The sequence below is a fragment of the Bacillus sp. JZ109 genome (assembly GCF_053903135.1).
The window spans coordinates 3,361,188-3,379,424 of the sequence record NZ_CP096388.1 but is presented as its reverse complement, the minus strand read 5'-3'; the positions used below and the strand labels follow the sequence as shown (position 1 = coordinate 3,379,424).

Sequence of the window (18,237 nt, the reverse complement as noted above, 5' to 3'; positions counted from 1 at the left end):
ATACATGTACCATGCCCGGTTTGTATTGCTTCCTCATAAGTGCAATGCAGAGCGGGTATTTTTTATTTTCTGAAAACAAAAGCATTAGAAGGTGGGGAACAGAATGCAGCCGCTAGTAGGAATCATCATGGGAAGCACTTCCGATTGGGAGACAATGAAACACGCATGCGACATACTTGACGAACTCAATGTTCCGTACGAAAAAAAGGTCGTTTCCGCTCACCGGACGCCTGATTTCATGTTTGAATATGCTGAAACTGCTAGAGAAAGAGGCATCAAGGTGATTATTGCCGGTGCCGGAGGAGCGGCGCATCTGCCAGGGATGACGGCTGCGAAAACAACACTGCCAGTCATTGGAGTTCCGGTTCAGTCCAAGGCGCTGAACGGAATGGATTCACTTCTTTCCATCGTCCAAATGCCTGGAGGCGTGCCTGTTGCGACAACATCCATCGGCAAAGCGGGTGCTGTGAACGCAGGCCTGTTAGCGGCGCAAATTTTGTCAGCATTTGACGAAGACCTTGCCCGTAAGCTGGATGAGAGAAGAGAAAATACAAAACAGACAGTGTTAGAAAGCAGTGATCAGCTTGTCTAAACAAATCATCTATCCGGGAGCTGTAATCGGCATTATCGGCGGCGGCCAGCTTGGGAAAATGATGGCTGTGTCCGCCAAACAAATGGGGTATAAAGTCGCGGTCGTTGATCCGGTGAAAGATTCGCCGTGCGGGCAGGTTGCGGATGTCGAAATTACCGCTCATTATAATGACCGTGAAGCGATTCGAAAATTGGCTGAAATCAGCGATATCATCACATATGAGTTTGAAAACATCGACTATGATGCGCTGCATTGGCTGAAAGATCATGCGTATCTCCCGCAAGGAAGTGAGCTGCTGCTCATTACCCAAAACCGTGAAACAGAGAAAAAAGCAATTCAATCCGCGGGCTGTGAAGTCGCACCGTACAGCATCGTCAAAACAAAGAATGAATTGAAACAGGCGGTACAAGAGCTCGGGTTACCCGCAGTTCTGAAGACATGCCGCGGCGGGTACGACGGCAAAGGCCAATTTGTGATAAAAGAAGAGGCGCAAATGGAGCAGGCAGCCGCTCTGTTAGAACACGGAACTTGCATTCTTGAAAGCTGGGTTTCTTTTAAAATGGAACTGTCGGTGATCGTCGTCAGATCGGTAAACGGTGAAATTTCAACGTTTCCGACAGCTGAAAACATTCACCACAACAATATTCTTTTCCAAAGCATCGTGCCCGCACGGGTAGAGAAAGGGATTCAGCAGAAGGTTGCTGATCTCGCAGTTAAGCTTGCAGATGAGCTTAACCTTGTCGGACCGCTTGCAGTTGAGATGTTCCTGACAGAGGACGGAGAGCTTTTGGTCAATGAACTGGCGCCAAGACCGCACAATTCTGGGCATTATACGCTGGACCTTTGCGAGACGAGCCAGTTTGAGCAGCATATCAGAGCGGTATGCGGGCTTCCGCTTGGGAAGACAGATTTGCTGAAGCCGGGCATGATGGTGAATCTTCTCGGCGATGAAGTGAAGCTTGTTGAGGAAGACCCGGAGCTTTTAAAAGAGGCAAAGCTATATATATACGGAAAACATGAAATCAAAAAAGGCCGCAAAATGGGGCATATTACATTTATGAAGCAGCCTGAAGACGAATGGATTCAGGAGATCACAAATAAATGGATGAATAGAGATGGAGGACAAGCAGAATGATCGAACGTTATTCAAGACCTGAAATGTCCGCGATTTGGACGGATGAAAACAGATTTCAAGCATGGCTGGAGGTAGAGATTCTTGCCTGTGAAGCGTGGGCGGAGCTTGGCGTCATTCCGAAAGAAGATGTAAAAGTTATGCGTGAGAACGCATCATTTGACATCAACCGCATTTTAGAAATCGAACAGGACACGCGCCATGACGTTGTCGCTTTTACGCGCGCCGTTTCCGAATCACTGGGCGAAGAAAGAAAATGGGTGCACTACGGATTAACGTCAACTGACGTTGTTGATACGGCTCTTTCCTACTTATTAAAACAGGCAAACGATATTTTGCTCAAGGATCTTGAGAGATTTGTTGACATTATTAAAGAAAAAGCGAAAGAACATAAATACACAGTCATGATGGGGCGCACGCACGGCGTACACGCTGAGCCTACAACTTTCGGCTTAAAACTTGCGCTTTGGCATGAAGAAATGAAACGTAATCTTGAGCGCTTCAAACAAGCGAAAGCAGGCATCGAGGTTGGAAAGATTTCTGGCGCTGTCGGCACATATGCGAACATTGATCCATTTGTTGAACAATATGTCTGTGAGAAGCTCGGATTGAAAGCAGCACCGATTTCCACTCAAACCCTTCAGCGTGACCGCCATGCTGACTATATGGCAACACTTGCTTTGATTGCGACAAGCATCGAGAAATTCGCTGTGGAAATCCGTGGACTGCAAAAGAGTGAAACACGTGAAGTTGAGGAATTTTTCGCGAAAGGGCAAAAGGGTTCATCTGCAATGCCGCATAAACGAAATCCGATTGGCTCTGAAAACATGACAGGCATGGCGCGCGTGATCCGCGGCTACATGATGACAGCTTACGAAAATGTTCCATTATGGCATGAGCGCGATATTTCTCACTCTTCAGCAGAACGGATTATTCTTCCGGATGCGACAATTGCGCTGAACTACATGCTGAACCGCTTCTCCAACATCGTGAAGAACTTAACGGTCTTCCCGGAAAACATGAAGCGCAACATGGACCGCACACTCGGCCTTATCTACTCTCAGCGCGTGCTGCTTGCTTTGATTGACACAGGCCTGACTCGTGAAGAAGCCTATGATACAGTGCAGCCGAAGGCAATGGAAGCGTGGGAAAAACAAGTGCCGTTCCGCGAGCTTGTGGAAGCGGAAGAGAAAATCACGTCACGTCTTTCTCCGGAAAAAATTGCTGACTGCTTTGATTACAATTACCATCTGAAAAATGTTGATCTGATCTTTGAACGTTTAGGTTTAGCATAGAAGAAGCTTTTAGCGGCTTCTTCTAAGCCGCCGCAGTTTGAAAATTCCCAACATTCGGGTTAGGAGGCCTTCCGTGAATATTGTGAAGAATGAACTTTTATACGAAGGAAAAGCAAAAAAGATCTACAAAACCGATGACGAAAACACGCTGTATGTCGTGTATAAAGACTCCGCCACTGCCTTTAACGGCGAGAAAAAAGCAGAAATCAGCGGGAAAGGGCGCTTAAATAACGAGATTTCAAGCTTGATTTTCAAACATCTTCATACAAAGGGCATTAACAATCACTTTATCGAGCGCATTTCTGAAACAGAACAGCTCATTAAAAAGGTAACGATCGTGCCGCTTGAAGTCGTGGTCAGAAATGTTGTGGCAGGAAGCATGTCCAAACGTCTCGGCATTCCAGAAGGCACGGAGCTTGAGCAGCCGATTATCGAGTTTTACTACAAGGATGACGCGCTGGGTGATCCGCTCATCACAGAAGATCATATTTGGCTTTTGAAAGCGGCGACTCCTGAGCAGGTAGAAACCATTAAGTCCATTACAAAAATAGTAAATGAAGAGCTTCAAAGTATCTTCGACGATTGTCATGTCAGATTAATAGATTTCAAGCTTGAATTCGGTTTAGATGCAGAAGGGCAAGTGCTTTTGGCGGATGAAATTTCTCCTGACACATGCCGCTTGTGGGATAAAGAAACGAACGAAAAGCTGGATAAAGATTTATTCAGACGCAATCTGGGGAGCTTAACCGACGCATACGAAGAGATTTTCAAAAGACTGGGAGGCATTCATCATGTATAAAGTAAAAGTTTATGTCAGCTTAAAAGAAAGTGTACTAGATCCACAAGGGAGCGCTATCCAGCATGCCTTGCACAGTATGACTTATAACGAAGTTCAAGATGTGCGCATCGGGAAATACATGGAGCTTACCATTGAAAAATCTGACCGTGATCTTGACGTGCTAGTGAAAGAAATGTGCGAAAAACTTCTTGCGAACACAGTGATTGAAGATTACAGATACGAGGTTGAGGAGGTAGTCGCACAGTGAAATTTGCGGTGATTGTGTTACCCGGCTCCAACTGTGATATCGATATGTATCATGCTGTAAAGGATGAGCTCGGCCATGAAGTGGAATACGTCTGGCATGAGGAAACAAGTCTTGACGGCTTCGACGGCGTGTTAATTCCGGGAGGATTTTCTTACGGCGATTACTTAAGATGCGGCGCCATCGCCCGATTTGCGAATATTATGCCAGCTGTCAAACAAGCAGCGGCTGAAGGAAAACCTGTTCTTGGCGTCTGTAACGGATTCCAGATTTTACAGGAGCTTGGGCTGCTGCCAGGCGCAATGAGACGCAACAAAGATCTGAAGTTCATTTGCCGTCCGGTTGAATTGATTGTTCAGAACGACGAAACATTATTCACAGCTTCCTACGAAAAGGGAGAATCGATTACAATCCCGGTTGCCCATGGTGAAGGGAATTTCTACTGTGATGACGAGACGCTTGCTACATTAAAGGAAAACAATCAAATTGCTTTCACATACGGCTCTAATATTAATGGAAGTGTCAGCGACATTGCCGGTGTCGTGAATGAGAAAGGCAATGTATTAGGCATGATGCCTCACCCTGAGCGCGCGGTCGATGAACTGCTTGGAAGCGCCGACGGTCTTAAATTGTTCCAGTCTATCGTGAAAAATTGGAGGGAAACTCATGTCACTACTGCTTGAACCAAGTAAAGAACAAATAAAAGAAGAGAAACTGTATCAGCAAATGGGTGTCAGTGATGATGAGTTTGCATTGATAGAATCCATTCTTGGAAGATTGCCGAACTACACAGAAATCGGAATTTTTTCTGTCATGTGGTCTGAGCATTGCAGCTACAAAAACTCAAAGCCGATTCTGCGTAAATTCCCGACAAGCGGCGAGCGTGTGCTGCAGGGGCCGGGGGAAGGCGCCGGAATCGTTGATATCGGTGATAACCAAGCGGTTGTGTTCAAAATTGAATCCCATAACCACCCATCAGCTCTCGAGCCTTACCAAGGCGCTGCGACGGGCGTAGGCGGAATTATCCGTGATGTATTCTCAATGGGTGCACGCCCAATCGCTGTATTGAACTCTCTTCGATTTGGTGAACTGACTTCACCACGCGTGAAGTACTTGTTTGAAGAAGTAGTAGCGGGTATCGCCGGATACGGCAACTGTATCGGCATCCCGACAGTCGGCGGAGAAGTGCAGTTTGACAGCAGCTATGAAGGAAATCCGCTCGTCAACGCCATGTGCGTCGGTTTAATCAACCATGAAGACATCAAAAAAGGCCAGGCAAAGGGTGTCGGCAACACAGTAATGTACGTAGGAGCGAAAACAGGGCGTGACGGCATCCACGGCGCTACGTTTGCTTCTGAAGAAATGTCAGACTCGTCTGAAGAAAAGCGTTCTGCTGTCCAAGTCGGCGATCCGTTTATGGAGAAGCTTTTGCTTGAAGCATGTCTGGAAGTCATCCAATGCGACGCCTTAGTCGGCATTCAGGATATGGGAGCTGCCGGTTTAACAAGCTCAAGTGCAGAAATGGCAAGTAAAGCCGGTTCTGGCATTGAAATGAACCTTGACCTGATTCCTCAGCGAGAAACAGGCATGACCGCGTATGAAATGATGCTTTCTGAATCACAAGAACGGATGCTTTTGGTTATTGAGCGCGGACGTGAGCAGGAAATCATCGATATTTTTGACAAGTATGATCTTGAAGCGGTTTCTGTCGGACATGTGACAGATGATAAAATGCTTCGCCTGACACACAAAGGAGAGGTTGTGTGCGAGCTGCCTGTTGATGCCTTGGCAGAAGAAGCACCGGTTTACCATAAGCCTTCTCAAGAGCCTGCTTATTATCGCGAGTTTTTGGAAACGGACGTTCCGGCTCCGCAAATTGAAGATGCGAATGAAACGCTGAAGGCCCTTCTTCAGCAGCCGACGATCGCGAGTAAAGAGTGGGTGTATGATCAGTATGACTACATGGTGCGCACGAATACAGTTGTCGCTCCTGGGTCTGATGCTGGTGTTCTCAGAATCCGCGGAACGAAAAAGGCGCTGGCGATGACGACAGACTGTAACGCGCGTTATCTCTATCTTGATCCTGAAGTCGGAGGGAAAATTGCTGTCGCTGAAGCAGCGCGCAACATCATTTGCTCAGGCGCAGAACCGCTTGCGGTCACAGATAACCTTAACTTCGGAAACCCGGAGAAGCCGGAAATCTTCTGGCAGATCGAAAAAGCGGCAGACGGCATAAGCGAAGCGTGCAATGTTCTCAGCACACCGGTTATCGGCGGTAACGTATCGCTTTATAACGAATCAAACGGCACGGCGATCTATCCGACACCAGTTATCGGCATGGTTGGCTTAATTGAAGATACAGCACACATTACAACACAGCATTTCAAACAAGCGGGAGATCTCGTATATGTGATCGGTGAAACAAAACCAGAGTTTGCCGGAAGCGAGCTGCAAAAAATGACAGAAGGCCGTATTTACGGCAAAGCGCCGCAAATCGATCTTGATGTCGAGCTGTCTCGTCAAAAAGCACTGCTTGACGTGATTAAAAAAGGCTTCGTTCAATCTGCGCATGATGTGTCTGAAGGCGGCTTAGGCGTAGCGATTGCGGAAAGTGTCATGACGACGGAAAACCTTGGCGCTAATGTGACTGTAGAAGGGGAAGCGGCATTATTATTCTCTGAATCTCAATCCCGCTTCGTCGTTTCAGTGAAAAAAGAACATCAAGCTGCGTTTGAAGCAACTGTCAAAGATGCGGTTCATATTGGTGAGGTAACGGCTGACGGAATTCTGGCGGTTCAAAACCAAGATGGACAACAAATGATTCATGCGCAAACGAAAGAGCTTGAACGCGTATGGAAAGGAGCTATCCCATGCTTGCTGAAATCAAAGGCTTAAATGAAGAATGCGGCGTTTTTGGGATTTGGGGACATGAAGAAGCCCCGAAGATCACGTATTACGGTCTCCACAGCCTTCAGCACAGAGGACAGGAGGGTGCGGGCATCGTAGCGACTGACGGTGAAAAGCTGACGGCTCACAAAGGCCAAGGTCTGATCACTGAAGTATTTCAAAACGGCGAACTCAGCAAAGTAAAGGGAAAAGGCGCTATCGGGCACGTTCGGTACGCAACGGCTGGAGGCGGCGGATACGAAAATGTTCAGCCGCTCCTCTTCCGTTCCCAAAACAACGGCAGCCTGGCGCTTGCTCATAACGGAAATCTTGTCAACGCCACTCAGCTGAAGCAGCAGCTTGAAAATCAAGGGAGCATCTTTCAAACCTCTTCGGATACAGAGGTTTTGGCTCACCTGATCAAAAGAAGCGGACACTTCACGCTGAAGGATCAAATTAAAAACTCGCTTTCTATGCTGAAAGGCGCCTACGCGTTCCTGATCATGACCGAAACAGAAATGATTGTCGCACTTGATCCGAACGGGCTGAGACCGCTATCCATCGGCATGATGGGCGACGCTTATGTGGTCGCATCAGAAACATGCGCATTTGACGTCGTCGGCGCAACGTACCTTCGCGAGGTAGAGCCGGGAGAAATGCTGATCATTAATGATGAAGGCATGAAATCAGAGCGTTTTTCCATGAATATCAATCGTTCCATTTGCAGCATGGAGTACATTTATTTCTCCAGACCAGACAGCAATATTGACGGTATTAACGTACACAGTGCCCGTAAAAACCTTGGAAAAATGCTGGCTCAGGAATCCGCAGTTGAAGCTGACGTCGTAACCGGGGTTCCGGATTCCAGTATTTCTGCGGCGATCGGCTATGCAGAGGCAACAGGCATTCCGTATGAGCTCGGTTTAATCAAAAACCGCTATGTTGGCAGAACGTTTATTCAGCCGTCCCAGGCTCTGCGTGAGCAAGGCGTCAGAATGAAGCTGTCTGCGGTGCGCGGGGTTGTAGAAGGCAAACGCGTCGTGATGGTGGATGACTCTATCGTACGCGGAACAACTAGCCGCCGGATTGTCACGATGCTTAGAGAAGCGGGTGCGACAGAGGTGCATGTGAAAATCAGTTCACCGCCGATCGCTCATCCGTGCTTTTACGGCATTGATACGTCCACACATGAAGAATTAATCGCGTCTTCGCATTCTGTTGAAGAAATCCGTCAGGAAATCGGAGCCGATACCCTCTCATTTTTGAGTGTGGAAGGGCTGCTGAAAGGCATCGGCAGAAAATACGATGACTCGAATTGCGGACAGTGTCTCGCTTGCTTTACAGGAAAATATCCGACTGAAATTTACCAGGATACAGTGCTTCCTCACGTAAAAGAAGCAGTATTAACCAAATAAAACTTGAAAAATGACATAAAGGCAGCGCAGTTCGGCTGCCTTTCTCTTTCTGCCCTCGTTCGGGGAAATATTTTGAAAAGCGCCTTAAAGGAGTGAATAGGATGTCTGAAGCATATAAAAACGCAGGAGTTGACATCGAAGCCGGATATGAAGCTGTAAAACGAATGAAAAAACACGTGGAGCGCACGAAACGGCTTGGCGTTATGGGCAGCCTTGGCGGTTTTGGCGGCATGTTTGACCTGTCTGAGCTTTCTTATCAAAAACCAGTTCTCATTTCGGGAACGGACGGTGTCGGCACAAAATTAAAGCTCGCTTTTTCCATGGATAAGCATGACACGATTGGCGTGGATGCTGTTGCAATGTGTGTCAATGACGTGCTGGCACAAGGTGCAGAGCCGCTGTTTTTCCTCGATTATTTAGCGGTTGGCAAAGCGGACCCAGTGAAAATTGAACAGATTGTACAAGGTGTGGCGGAAGGCTGTGAGCAATCAGGTTCAGCCTTAGTCGGCGGTGAAACGGCTGAAATGCCGGGACTCTATACAGCTGATGAATACGATATTGCCGGTTTCTCAGTCGGAGTGGCAGAAAAGGACGAAATCGTGACTGGAGAAAACATCGAAGAGGGCCATCTGTTGATCGGCCTCAGCTCCAGCGGCCTTCACAGCAACGGCTTTTCCCTTGTCAGAAAAGTGCTTCTGGATGATGCGGAGCTGGACCTCGATACAACATATGAGCCGTTTGAACGCCCGCTTGGCGAGGAATTGCTTGAACCGACGAGGATTTACGTGAAGCCTGTGCTTGCCGCGGTCAAAAGCGGAAAAATCGACGGCATGGCGCACGTGACAGGCGGAGGATTTATTGAAAATATTCCGCGTATGCTTCCGGAAGGCTTAAGTGCGGAAATTGATCATGGCTCATGGCCGATCCCGCCGATTTTTTCTTTCTTGCAAGAGTACGGCCAGCTAAAGGAAGAAGACATGTTCAACGTCTTTAATATGGGTATCGGTTTTGTTTTGGCTGTCAAAGAAGAGCATCTGACAGATGTGATCGGAACGCTTGAAAGCCATGGCGAAAAAGCCTATTTAATCGGGCGTGTGAAAAAAGGTGAAGGCGTCACATTCGGCGGTGCGGCACTTTCATGAAAAAGTTTGCGGTATTTGCATCAGGAAACGGTTCAAACTTCGAAGCCATCGTCACGCGTTTGAAGGAGGAGAACTGGGATGCGTCAGCAGCGCTCCTCGTTTGCGACAAACCGCAGGCGAAAGTCATCGAACGGGCGGAAGCATTCCACATTCCATCCTTTGCATTTGAGCCGAAGTCTTATGAAAACAAGGCTGCATTTGAAAAAGCCATTATTGAACAGCTTCGTCTTCACGAGGTTGAATTGATTGTTCTTGCCGGCTATATGAGGCTGATCGGTGATACGCTCCTTCAAGCATATGGAGGAAAAATCATTAACATTCACCCGTCGCTTCTTCCGGCGTTTCCTGGAATCGACGCAGTCGGACAGGCATACCGGGCGGGTGTGAAGGTGGCCGGAATCACCGTGCATTATGTCGATGAAGGAATGGATACAGGTCCGATCATCGCTCAAAAGGCAATCGAAATTGATGAACATGATACATTGGAAACAATCGAACAGCGGATTCACAAGCTTGAGCATAAATGGTATCCGAGTGTGATTAAACAGCTATTAGGATTAAATAACAGAGGTGAAAAGGCATGACCATTAAACGTGCGTTAATCAGTGTTTCAGATAAAACAAATCTTGTTCCTTTCGTAAAAGAACTGACAGATCTTGGCGTTGAAGTCATCTCCACAGGCGGAACGAAAAAGCTTCTTCAAGAAAACGGTGTGGATGTGATCGGAATTTCTGAAGTGACAGGCTTCCCTGAAATTATGGACGGCCGGTTAAAAACCCTACACCCGAATATTCACGGCGGCCTTCTGGCGGTTCGCGGCAATGAAGAGCATATGGCGCAGATCAATGAACACGGGATTCAGCCGATTGACCTCGTTGTCGTCAACCTCTATCCATTTAAAGAAACGATTTCTAAAGAAGACGTCACGTATGAAGAAGCGATTGAAAATATCGACATCGGCGGACCTGGCATGCTGCGTGCGGCATCAAAGAACCATCAGGATGTCACGGTTATCGTCGATCCGGCCGATTACAGCCCAGTGCTAAATCAAATCAAAGAAGAAGGCAGCGTATCTCTTCAGAAAAAACGCGAGCTCGCGGCAAAGGTATTCCGTCATACTGCGGCATATGATGCACTGATCGCTGACTATCTGACAAATGTTGTCGGTGAAAAAGAACCAGAGCAATTCACTGTGACATTTGAGAAAAAACAATCGCTTCGCTATGGAGAAAACCCGCATCAGGAAGCAACTTTCTATCAAACAGCTCTTCCTGTCAAAGGCTCCATTGCGCAAGCAGAACAGCTTCACGGAAAAGAGCTTTCTTACAACAACATTAAAGACGCGGATGCGGCAGTTCAAATCGTTCGTGAATTCACTGAACCGGCTGCGGTTGCCGTGAAGCATATGAACCCGTGCGGCGTGGGAACAGGAAAAACGATCGCCGAAGCGTTTGACAGAGCGTTTGAAGCGGATAAAACATCTATCTTCGGCGGCATTATCGCGCTGAACCGTGAAGTGGACAAGGCAACTGCCGAAGCGCTTCACAACATTTTCTTAGAAATCATCATTGCGCCTTCATTCAGCCAAGAAGCGCTCGACGTCCTGACTGCGAAGAAAAATCTCCGTCTGCTGACGCTTGACGTATCTGCTGCTGTTCAAAAGGAAAAACAGCTGACATCCGTTCAAGGCGGGCTATTGATTCAAGATTTAGATATGCACGGCTTTGATGATGCTGAGATCAGCATCCCGACAAAAAGAGAGCCGAATGAGCAAGAGTGGGAAGACTTGAAGCTTGCTTGGAAAGTCGTGAAGCATGTGAAATCAAATGCGATCGTTCTCGCAAAGGACAACATGACAGTCGGCGTGGGAGCAGGCCAAATGAACCGCGTCGGATCGGCAAAAATCGCAATCGAGCAAGCAGGGGAAAAAGCGAAAGGCAGCGCGCTCGGATCTGATGCATTTTTCCCAATGCCGGATACTGTTGAAGAAGCGGCAAAAGCGGGCGTTACGGCTATCATTCAGCCGGGGGGATCTGTGCGTGACGAGGATTCCATCAAAAAAGCGGATGAATACGGCATTGCCATGGTATTCACCGGCATCAGACACTTCAAACATTAAGGGGATGAAAACGACGTGAATGTATTAATTATCGGTAAAGGCGGAAGAGAACATACGCTGGCGTGGAAGGCAGCGCAAAGCAGCCTCGTCGAGAATGTATTTGCAGCTCCTGGAAATGACGGCATGGAAGCTTCCGCACAGCTTGTAAACATTGAGGAAAGCGACCACGCAGGGCTTGTCTCGTTTGCAAAAGAAAACCAGGTCGGCCTAACCATTGTCGGCCCTGAGGTTCCTTTAATTGAAGGTCTGGTGGATGAATTTGAAAAAGCGGGTCTGCGCGTGTTCGGCCCGTCAAAAGCCGCGGCGATCATCGAAGGAAGCAAACAGTTCGCTAAGGATTTAATGAAGAAATACGACATTCCGACCGCAGAATACGACACGTTTACATCCTTTGATGAGGCGAAGGCATATGTGCAGGAAAAAGGTGCTCCGATTGTGATAAAAGCAGATGGACTTGCGGCTGGAAAAGGCGTTACTGTGGCTATGACAGAGGAAGAAGCAATTGCGTGTCTGCATGACTTTCTTGAAGATGAAAAGTTCGGTGATGCGAGCGCGTCCGTTGTCATTGAAGAATACCTTTCTGGTGAAGAATTTTCTCTAATGGCCTTCGTCAAAGGAGAAAAAGTGTATCCAATGGTGATTGCCCAGGATCACAAGCGTGCGTTTGACGGAGACAAAGGCCCGAATACGGGCGGAATGGGCGCTTACTCTCCAGTTCCGCAAATTTCGGAAGAAACGGTCCGCCATGCTGTAGAAACGATCGTTAAGCCGGCCGCAAAAGCAATGGTACAAGAAGGCCGTTCCTTCACTGGCGTTTTGTACGCTGGATTGATGCTTACTGAAAACGGCTCGAAGGTCATTGAATTTAATGCCCGTTTCGGCGATCCGGAAACACAGGTCGTGCTTCCGCGCATGGAATCTGATCTGGTACAGGTGCTTCTTGATCTTTTAGACGATAAGGAAGTTGACTTAAGATGGAAGGATACCGCGGCAGTGAGTGTTGTGCTTGCATCAGAAGGGTATCCGGAAAGCTACGCAAAAGGCACGCCGATCGGCAGCCTTGCTGCGGAAACTGAGCAGGTCGTGGTCTTCCATGCCGGAACGAAAGCAGAAGGCGGAGAGTTCGTTACAAACGGGGGGCGCGTCGCCAATGTGACAGCTTTTGATGAATCGTTTGAAGCGGCTAGAGACCGAGTGTACAAAGCGGTTGATGAAATTTTCAAACCGGGACTCTTTTTCAGAAAAGACATTGGGGCACGCGCTTTAAAGGCTGCTCAAAAATAACTGAGGAAAACCCGCAGATTAGCTGCGGGTTTTTTGTTATCAAAAAGCGGGATGGCAGCTGGAAGAAGAAAGGACAACGAGCGTGGTCGGTTTTCCATGGGCCATCGAGGCGTCAATAAAATCCTCAAGCGTATGTACCGATTCAGTCACGACCTTTGTCACATAGCTGTACATCCCTGTGATGCGGTGATTTTCTGCTACATCAGGATGCGATGTTGCAAAGGCGGCGTAGTGCTTACAGCTTTTTGGCTCCATGAGAATAAAAGCGGTGACATGCTTGTTTAGTTTTTCGTAACAGATATTCGCGCTGTAGCCGGTAATCACTCCTTTGTCTTCAATCTTCCTGACACGCTCCGCCGCGCTTGGCGAACTGAGTCCGACAAGCTTTCCCAGCTCAACCATCGTTAATCTGCCGTTTCGCTGCAAATGCGAGAGAATCTGAAGGTCTGTATCGTCCATTTGTCCGGCTCCTTTACATATTTAGGCGAATGAATGAAAATTCCTTTGATCATAAGGCAATGCTGTTGACTTACCTTCATTGTAGCATATGGATGCCGTCTTATTTTTTCTATAATAAAGCCATCAATCAGAGAGGAGGCATCATGTTGCCAGAATTACAGCGCTCTATTACTTGGATACAAGGGACGGCGTTAACGATTGGGGCGGTTTTAGGATGCGGGATATTAATTTTGCCGTCTGTTACCGCGGATACGGCCGGTCCGGCTTCTTTATTTGTCTGGGTATTCATGTCTTTTTTATCTTTTCTTCTCGTCGGCACGCTGGCACGGCTTGTGAAAATTGCGCCTAGTGCGGGAGGAATCACTGCTTATGTGCAGCTGGCCTTTCAGAAAAAAGCCGGGGCTATTTTGGGCTGGATCATGTTAGGGTCCGTTCCGATCGGCGTTCCCATCATCGCTTTGACTGGCGCGCATTACGTCAGTTACGTCACAGAGGCGGCCGATTGGCAGGTTACATCGATTGCTGGTTGTATGCTGGCTATATCTATTTTGCTTCATATGAAAGGGATTCAACTATCAGCAAACATCAGTACACTCGTTATATGTGTCATTGTATTTCTGCTTGTCACTTCTATTGCTGTGTCATTGCCACACGTCACGATAGCAGAATTCAAACCGTTTCTTCCGCATGGCTGGTCTGCCGCGGGATCTGTTTCTGTTATGATTTTTTTCTCTTTTGTAGGCTGGGAAATGATTACTCCATTGGCTGAGGAATTTCATCGCCCTGAAAAAGATGTCCCAATCAGCTTGTTCTTGGGAGCGTCTTGTGTGGCAGGGCTGTATATCATGCTGTCATTTGTGACGGTGGGGACTCATTCATATGGAGAGAATGGAGAAATTGCATCGCTCGCCATGCTCATCTCAAAAGGAGCAGGGGAAAGCGGTGTATACGTCACGGTATGCTTAGCGCTGTTTATTACATTCGCCACCATCCATGCCAATATTGCTGGTTTTTCAAGAATGGTGTACGCATTGGCGAGAGAGGGGCACATACCCGTATTTTTTGGAAAACTCAGTGCGACAAAACGTACGCCTATTCGCGTTTTGACAGCGATGGCCGCAGTGTTTGGCTTAGTGCTTGCGGCGCATGGTCTGTTTCAAATCGATTTGACGACTCTGTTGAAAGGGCCGAGCGCGGCTTTTATCGCATCTTACATATGTACAATGGCGGCAGCACTGAAACTGCTGGGCAGGAGAGATATAGGCTGGTGGATGGCGCTCGGGGCATTTGTCGCGTGCGCGGTGATTTATTCATTCAGCGGCTGGGCACTGCTTTATTCGGCAGTGCTGGCAGCTGCAGGATATTTCTATATGAAAACAAAGGGTGGGCATAAAAAAAAGCTTGATCACGTTTTGTGATCAAGCTTTTCCATTTATCCGTTTTGATGCTCGTTATTTCCAGAATCACTGTGTTGAAACATGTAGGTCACAGGACAGAAGCGCAAGATTCCCGAACCCGCTTTCATGGCCCCCATAAAGATGTAAAAGAGATGCATTCTGCACCAAGGTTTTTTCGTAAACTTTGCACTGGCGGCTGACATAATCGTCAATCCGCAGGCGATTCTGAACACGGCATTGATGAGACTGATGTTTGGCTTCAAGGAAATCCGCTCCTTTTACTTAAAAAAGTTTTTTAACCGAACCTTCAAAAATTTGTAACGTTTTTATCGTGCGTGATGAGGAAGGATGTGATACCATGAGTCTAATACATGTAAAGGAGAGTATGTGAATGTCCGAACGCACCTTTAACTGGAAAAACAAAGACATCAGGGCACAGGTTGATGTTGTAGACTCAAAGCTGCTTCCAACGCTCCTTTTACGGAATGCTCTCGTCTTAAATCCATATGTAAAACAATGGCTGAAAAAAAACATTTGGATTTATCAGGACCGCATTGTTTATGTGGGTCATGAACTTCCGAATAGAGCCGAAGAAATTCATACGATTGATTGTGAAGGAAAATACATTGTGCCAGGTTATATTGAACCGCACGCACATCCTTTTCAAATATATAATCCCCAAACACTGGCGGAATATGTGTCTCAATACGGAACAACGACATTCGTGAATGATAACTTATTTTTGCTTTTGCAAAGCGGAAAAAAGAAAGCGCTTACGATTTTGAATGAACTCAAAAAGCAGCCTGTCCAGTATTTTTGGTGGTCACGCTATGACCTCCAGACCGAGGTTCTGAACGAGGACCACGTCCTTCCATTTGACGTCAGAAAACAGTGGATTGAACATCCGGATGTGATTCAAGGCGGAGAAATGACCGGATGGCCTCGCTTGGTAGATGGTGATGATTTAATGCTCCACTGCATGCAAGCTACAAAGAAACAGCGAAAACGCATTGAAGGGCATTTTCCCGGCGCATCTGATAAAACGCTTACAAAAATGAAGCTGTTCGGTGCGGATTGTGATCATGAAGCGATGACAGGTGATGAAGTGATGAGAAGGCTGGAACTGGGCTATTATGTTTCCCTTCGGAACTCTTCCATTCGCCCCGATGTAAGAAAAATCTTGCAAGAGCTGCATGAGAAGGGCTTCCGTTATTATGACCACTTCTTTTACACGACAGATGGCGCAACCCCGAATTTCTATAAAGGCGGCATGACAAACGAGCTGATTCGCATCGCTTTAGAAGAAGGCGTACCTGCAATCGATGCCTACAATATGGCATCATTTAATATCGCAAAGTATTACCAAATGGATGATTATTTAGGAGTTGTCGGACCGGGTAGACTGGCATCGCTGAACATATTGGAAGATCCGTTAAATCCGAATCCCGTGACTGTTCTGTCAAAAGGGACCATTCTGCGTGAAGACGGCTGTGATTTGAAGGCGTTTACAAAGACGGACTGGCACAAAGGCGGTCTTGTCCCGCTTGAGCTTTCATATGATATGACGATGGATGACTTGCAGTTTTCTATGCCGATGGGCGTGAAAATGCGGAATGCGGTCATTATGGAGCCATATATGATTGAGATCGACAATTCGATGGAGCAGCTCTCGTTTGACCATGATGAAAGCTATTTGACAATGCTTGATAAACATGGAAAATGGCGTGTGAATACGATGATAAAAGGATTTGCCTCAAGCGTGCAGGGATTTGTAAGCTCCTTTACGACGACGGGCGACATTGTCGCGATTGGAAAAAATAAAGCGGATATGCTGCTCGCTTTTGCCCGCATGAAAGAAATCGGAGGAGGAATTGTTCTGGCGGAAAATGGCAGCATTCTGTATGAAATTCCGCTTGCGCTGTGCGGCTGCGCCTCTTCGGAAGCGTATGAAGACGTGCTTGAGAAGGAACAAAAGCTGAGAGATCTTTTGACTGAAAGAGGCTATGAGTTTTGCGATCCTATCTATACGCTACTCTTTTTGCAAAGTACGCACCTTCCGTATATACGCATTACGCCAAGAGGAATCTTCGACGTCATGAAAAAAACTGTACTCTTTCCATCGATAATGCGTTAAAATATAAAAGAGCAGGGAGCCGACATATGAAAAAATGGATGACAGTTTGCGCGCTGTGTTTCGTGTTTTTTCTGCTGGTATCCTGCCAGCAGAAGGATGCTGTCCCGGATACTGCAAAGAAGCTGAAAGCTCCTTTAACGGGGCTAAAGACTGAACAGAAGGTGACTGAACGCCGGCCTGTTGCTGTTGTGGTGAACAATCACCCGAAGGCGAGGCCGCAGTCTGGACTGTCTAAAGCCGACATTGTCATAGAAGCGCTAGCCGAAGGGCAAATCACAAGATTTCTGGCCATTTTCCAAAGCCAGATGCCCGAAACTGTCGGACCTGTGCGGAGCGCGCGGGAATATTTCGTCACTCTCAGCAATGGCTTTGACAGCATATTTGTCCATCACGGCTGGAGTCCCGGCGCCAAAAAGCAGCTGGAATCCGGAGCTGCCGATTATATGAACGGATTGGATTTTGACGGAAGCTTATTTTGGAGAGCTGATTTCAGCAAACCGCCCCACAATTCCTATACGTCTTATGATTACATAAAAAAGGCGGCAGAACAAAAGGGTTATAAGTTGAAGCAGGAAACAAATCCGCTGCTGTTTCAAACATCAGATGCAAAACCTGCAAATGAATCTTACAATGTTCGGGTAGATTATGGAACAAATAACGTTACAAATCTTGTCGAATACAACTATGATAAAAAAGCTGAATCTTATACAAGAAGCTCTGATGGTGTCATAACGACAGACCGGGAAACCGGAAAGCCGGTTGCAATGCAAAATATTTTCATTGTTGAAGCCAGCCATCATATTATTGATCAAGATGGAAGGCGGGACATCGACTTGGAATCAGGGGGAAAAGGTCTGTTGTTTCAGCACGGAAACGTCATTGAAACAGACTGGAAACAAGTGAATGGCAGAATTGTGCCGGTAAAAGACGGCAAGTGGCTTCCGTTTGTGCCAGGAAAGACTTGGATCAATATCGTACCTGATCTTGATGCGGCTTCCATTAGTAAAGGAGAAGGTGTGTAACGATGCAAATCGATAAATTACGCGGCAAAGAGCTGGACCAGTTATTTAACTCGATCTTATCGCTGAAAGACCTGGAGGAATGTTACCGATTCTTCGATGATCTATGCACAATTAACGAAATTCAATCGCTGGCTCAGCGCCTTGAAGTGGCGCGCATGCTTCGCGAAGGAAACACGTATCATAAGATTGAAACAGAAACAGGAGCTTCCACGGCTACGATTTCCCGTGTGAAACGCTGCTTAAATTACGGAAATGACGCTTATGAAATGGCGCTTGACCGTGTGAAGGAGACTGAAACTGAGTCTTCTTCAAAATAA

At 47.1% G+C, this 18,237-nt stretch carries 18 protein-coding genes; 16 read left to right on the top strand and 2 right to left on the bottom strand.

The genetic code is table 11. The features are described from left to right. Nucleotides 1-103 precede the first annotated feature (103 nt). From purE to purD, 12 genes are all read left to right on the top strand, one after another. Nucleotides 104-592: a 5-(carboxyamino)imidazole ribonucleotide mutase gene (gene purE, locus M1D94_RS17775; protein WP_003244134.1), complete on the top strand. Its 489-nt coding sequence runs from the start codon at nucleotides 104-106 to the stop codon at nucleotides 590-592. Beyond that, nucleotides 585-1,727 carry a 5-(carboxyamino)imidazole ribonucleotide synthase gene (gene purK / locus M1D94_RS17770; protein WP_153257301.1) on the top strand — a complete coding sequence of 381 codons (1,143 nt, stop codon included), beginning with the start codon at nucleotides 585-587 and terminating at the stop codon, nucleotides 1,725-1,727. The genes purE and purK overlap by 8 nt, the downstream gene beginning before the upstream one ends. Next, entirely contained in the window at nucleotides 1,724-3,019 is a 1,296-nt protein-coding gene (gene purB / locus M1D94_RS17765) for an adenylosuccinate lyase (RefSeq protein ID WP_014476028.1), read from the top strand. The genes purK and purB overlap by 4 nt, the downstream gene beginning before the upstream one ends. Nucleotides 3,020-3,092: 73 nt before the next feature. Then, entirely contained in the window at nucleotides 3,093-3,818 is a 726-nt protein-coding gene (gene purC / locus M1D94_RS17760) for a phosphoribosylaminoimidazolesuccinocarboxamide synthase (RefSeq protein WP_141949882.1), read from the top strand. Next, on the top strand, nucleotides 3,811-4,065 hold the full coding sequence (purS, locus tag M1D94_RS17755) for a phosphoribosylformylglycinamidine synthase subunit PurS (RefSeq protein WP_456270298.1): 255 nt from the start codon (nucleotides 3,811-3,813) through the stop codon (nucleotides 4,063-4,065). The genes purC and purS overlap by 8 nt, the downstream gene beginning before the upstream one ends. Beyond that, nucleotides 4,062-4,745: a phosphoribosylformylglycinamidine synthase subunit PurQ gene (gene purQ / locus M1D94_RS17750; RefSeq protein ID WP_003243954.1), complete on the top strand. Its 684-nt coding sequence runs from the start codon at nucleotides 4,062-4,064 to the stop codon at nucleotides 4,743-4,745. Before purS ends, purQ begins: the two co-directional genes overlap by 4 nt. Beyond that, a complete protein-coding gene (purL, locus tag M1D94_RS17745) occupies nucleotides 4,729-6,957 on the top strand; it encodes a phosphoribosylformylglycinamidine synthase subunit PurL (protein ID WP_141949879.1) in 2,229 nt (742 codons plus the stop codon). Before purQ ends, purL begins: the two co-directional genes overlap by 17 nt. Then, nucleotides 6,933-8,363, top strand: a complete 1,431-nt coding sequence (purF, locus tag M1D94_RS17740; protein ID WP_282627522.1) for an amidophosphoribosyltransferase — start codon at nucleotides 6,933-6,935, stop codon at nucleotides 8,361-8,363. Before purL ends, purF begins: the two co-directional genes overlap by 25 nt. Before the next feature lie 101 nt (nucleotides 8,364-8,464). Beyond that, nucleotides 8,465-9,505, top strand: coding sequence for a phosphoribosylformylglycinamidine cyclo-ligase (gene purM / locus M1D94_RS17735; protein ID WP_021481302.1), 1,041 nt, complete (start codon nucleotides 8,465-8,467; stop codon nucleotides 9,503-9,505). Then, entirely contained in the window at nucleotides 9,502-10,089 is a 588-nt protein-coding gene (gene purN, locus M1D94_RS17730) for a phosphoribosylglycinamide formyltransferase (RefSeq protein WP_021481301.1), read from the top strand. Before purM ends, purN begins: the two co-directional genes overlap by 4 nt. Next, entirely contained in the window at nucleotides 10,086-11,624 is a 1,539-nt protein-coding gene (gene purH, locus M1D94_RS17725; RefSeq protein ID WP_161986709.1) for a bifunctional phosphoribosylaminoimidazolecarboxamide formyltransferase/IMP cyclohydrolase, read from the top strand. The genes purN and purH overlap by 4 nt, the downstream gene beginning before the upstream one ends. Before the next feature lie 15 nt (nucleotides 11,625-11,639). Continuing rightward, nucleotides 11,640-12,908 (top strand): phosphoribosylamine--glycine ligase, encoded by a 1,269-nt coding sequence (purD, locus tag M1D94_RS17720; RefSeq protein ID WP_041851230.1) that lies wholly within the window; start codon nucleotides 11,640-11,642, stop codon nucleotides 12,906-12,908. 39 nt (nucleotides 12,909-12,947) lie between these two features. On the opposite strand, the gene M1D94_RS17715 is transcribed toward purD, so the two are convergent. Continuing rightward, complete coding sequence (locus tag M1D94_RS17715; protein ID WP_456270297.1) at nucleotides 12,948-13,367, bottom strand: Lrp/AsnC family transcriptional regulator; 420 nt, start codon at nucleotides 13,365-13,367, stop codon at nucleotides 12,948-12,950. 143 nt (nucleotides 13,368-13,510) lie between these two features. Here M1D94_RS17715 and M1D94_RS17710 point away from each other — a divergent pair, with 143 nt between their 5' ends. After that, nucleotides 13,511-14,785 (top strand): APC family permease, encoded by a 1,275-nt coding sequence (locus tag M1D94_RS17710; RefSeq protein ID WP_124048417.1) that lies wholly within the window; start codon nucleotides 13,511-13,513, stop codon nucleotides 14,783-14,785. 14 nt (nucleotides 14,786-14,799) lie between these two features. On the opposite strand, the gene M1D94_RS17705 is transcribed toward M1D94_RS17710, so the two are convergent. Next, complete coding sequence (locus M1D94_RS17705) at nucleotides 14,800-15,027, bottom strand: YgaP family membrane protein (protein ID WP_003233931.1); 228 nt, start codon at nucleotides 15,025-15,027, stop codon at nucleotides 14,800-14,802. 128 nt (nucleotides 15,028-15,155) lie between these two features. Between M1D94_RS17705 and M1D94_RS17700 the strand changes: the two genes are divergently transcribed. From M1D94_RS17700 to M1D94_RS17690, 3 genes are read left to right on the top strand one after another with little or no spacing between them, the layout of a single operon-like run. Beyond that, nucleotides 15,156-16,898: an adenine deaminase gene (locus M1D94_RS17700; RefSeq protein WP_282627519.1), complete on the top strand. Its 1,743-nt coding sequence runs from the start codon at nucleotides 15,156-15,158 to the stop codon at nucleotides 16,896-16,898. Nucleotides 16,899-16,924: 26 nt separating this feature from the next. After that, nucleotides 16,925-17,920 (top strand): DUF3048 domain-containing protein, encoded by a 996-nt coding sequence (locus M1D94_RS17695; protein WP_134991990.1) that lies wholly within the window; start codon nucleotides 16,925-16,927, stop codon nucleotides 17,918-17,920. Nucleotides 17,921-17,922: 2 nt separating this feature from the next. After that, entirely contained in the window at nucleotides 17,923-18,237 is a 315-nt protein-coding gene (locus M1D94_RS17690) for a YerC/YecD family TrpR-related protein (RefSeq protein ID WP_003219429.1), read from the top strand.

Excerpts from the sequence above, each read along its gene's own strand:
- purS (WP_456270298.1), top strand. The coding sequence starts at position 3,811 with ATGTATAAAGTAAAAGTTTATGTCAGCTTAAAAGAAAGTGTACTAGAT.
- M1D94_RS17710 (WP_124048417.1), top strand. The coding sequence starts at position 13,511 with ATGTTGCCAGAATTACAGCGCTCTATTACTTGGATACAAGGGACGGCG.
- M1D94_RS17690 (WP_003219429.1), top strand. The coding sequence starts at position 17,923 with ATGCAAATCGATAAATTACGCGGCAAAGAGCTGGACCAGTTATTTAAC.
- purB (WP_014476028.1), top strand. The coding sequence starts at position 1,724 with ATGATCGAACGTTATTCAAGACCTGAAATGTCCGCGATTTGGACGGAT.
- purM (WP_021481302.1), top strand. The coding sequence starts at position 8,465 with ATGTCTGAAGCATATAAAAACGCAGGAGTTGACATCGAAGCCGGATAT.
- purF (WP_282627522.1), top strand. The coding sequence starts at position 6,933 with ATGCTTGCTGAAATCAAAGGCTTAAATGAAGAATGCGGCGTTTTTGGG.
- purL (WP_141949879.1), top strand. The coding sequence starts at position 4,729 with ATGTCACTACTGCTTGAACCAAGTAAAGAACAAATAAAAGAAGAGAAA.
- purN (WP_021481301.1), top strand. The coding sequence starts at position 9,502 with ATGAAAAAGTTTGCGGTATTTGCATCAGGAAACGGTTCAAACTTCGAA.
- purH (WP_161986709.1), top strand. The coding sequence starts at position 10,086 with ATGACCATTAAACGTGCGTTAATCAGTGTTTCAGATAAAACAAATCTT.
- M1D94_RS17715 (WP_456270297.1), bottom strand. The coding sequence starts at position 13,367 with ATGGACGATACAGACCTTCAGATTCTCTCGCATTTGCAGCGAAACGGC.
- M1D94_RS17700 (WP_282627519.1), top strand. The coding sequence starts at position 15,156 with ATGTCCGAACGCACCTTTAACTGGAAAAACAAAGACATCAGGGCACAG.
- M1D94_RS17695 (WP_134991990.1), top strand. The coding sequence starts at position 16,925 with ATGAAAAAATGGATGACAGTTTGCGCGCTGTGTTTCGTGTTTTTTCTG.
- purE (WP_003244134.1), top strand. The coding sequence starts at position 104 with ATGCAGCCGCTAGTAGGAATCATCATGGGAAGCACTTCCGATTGGGAG.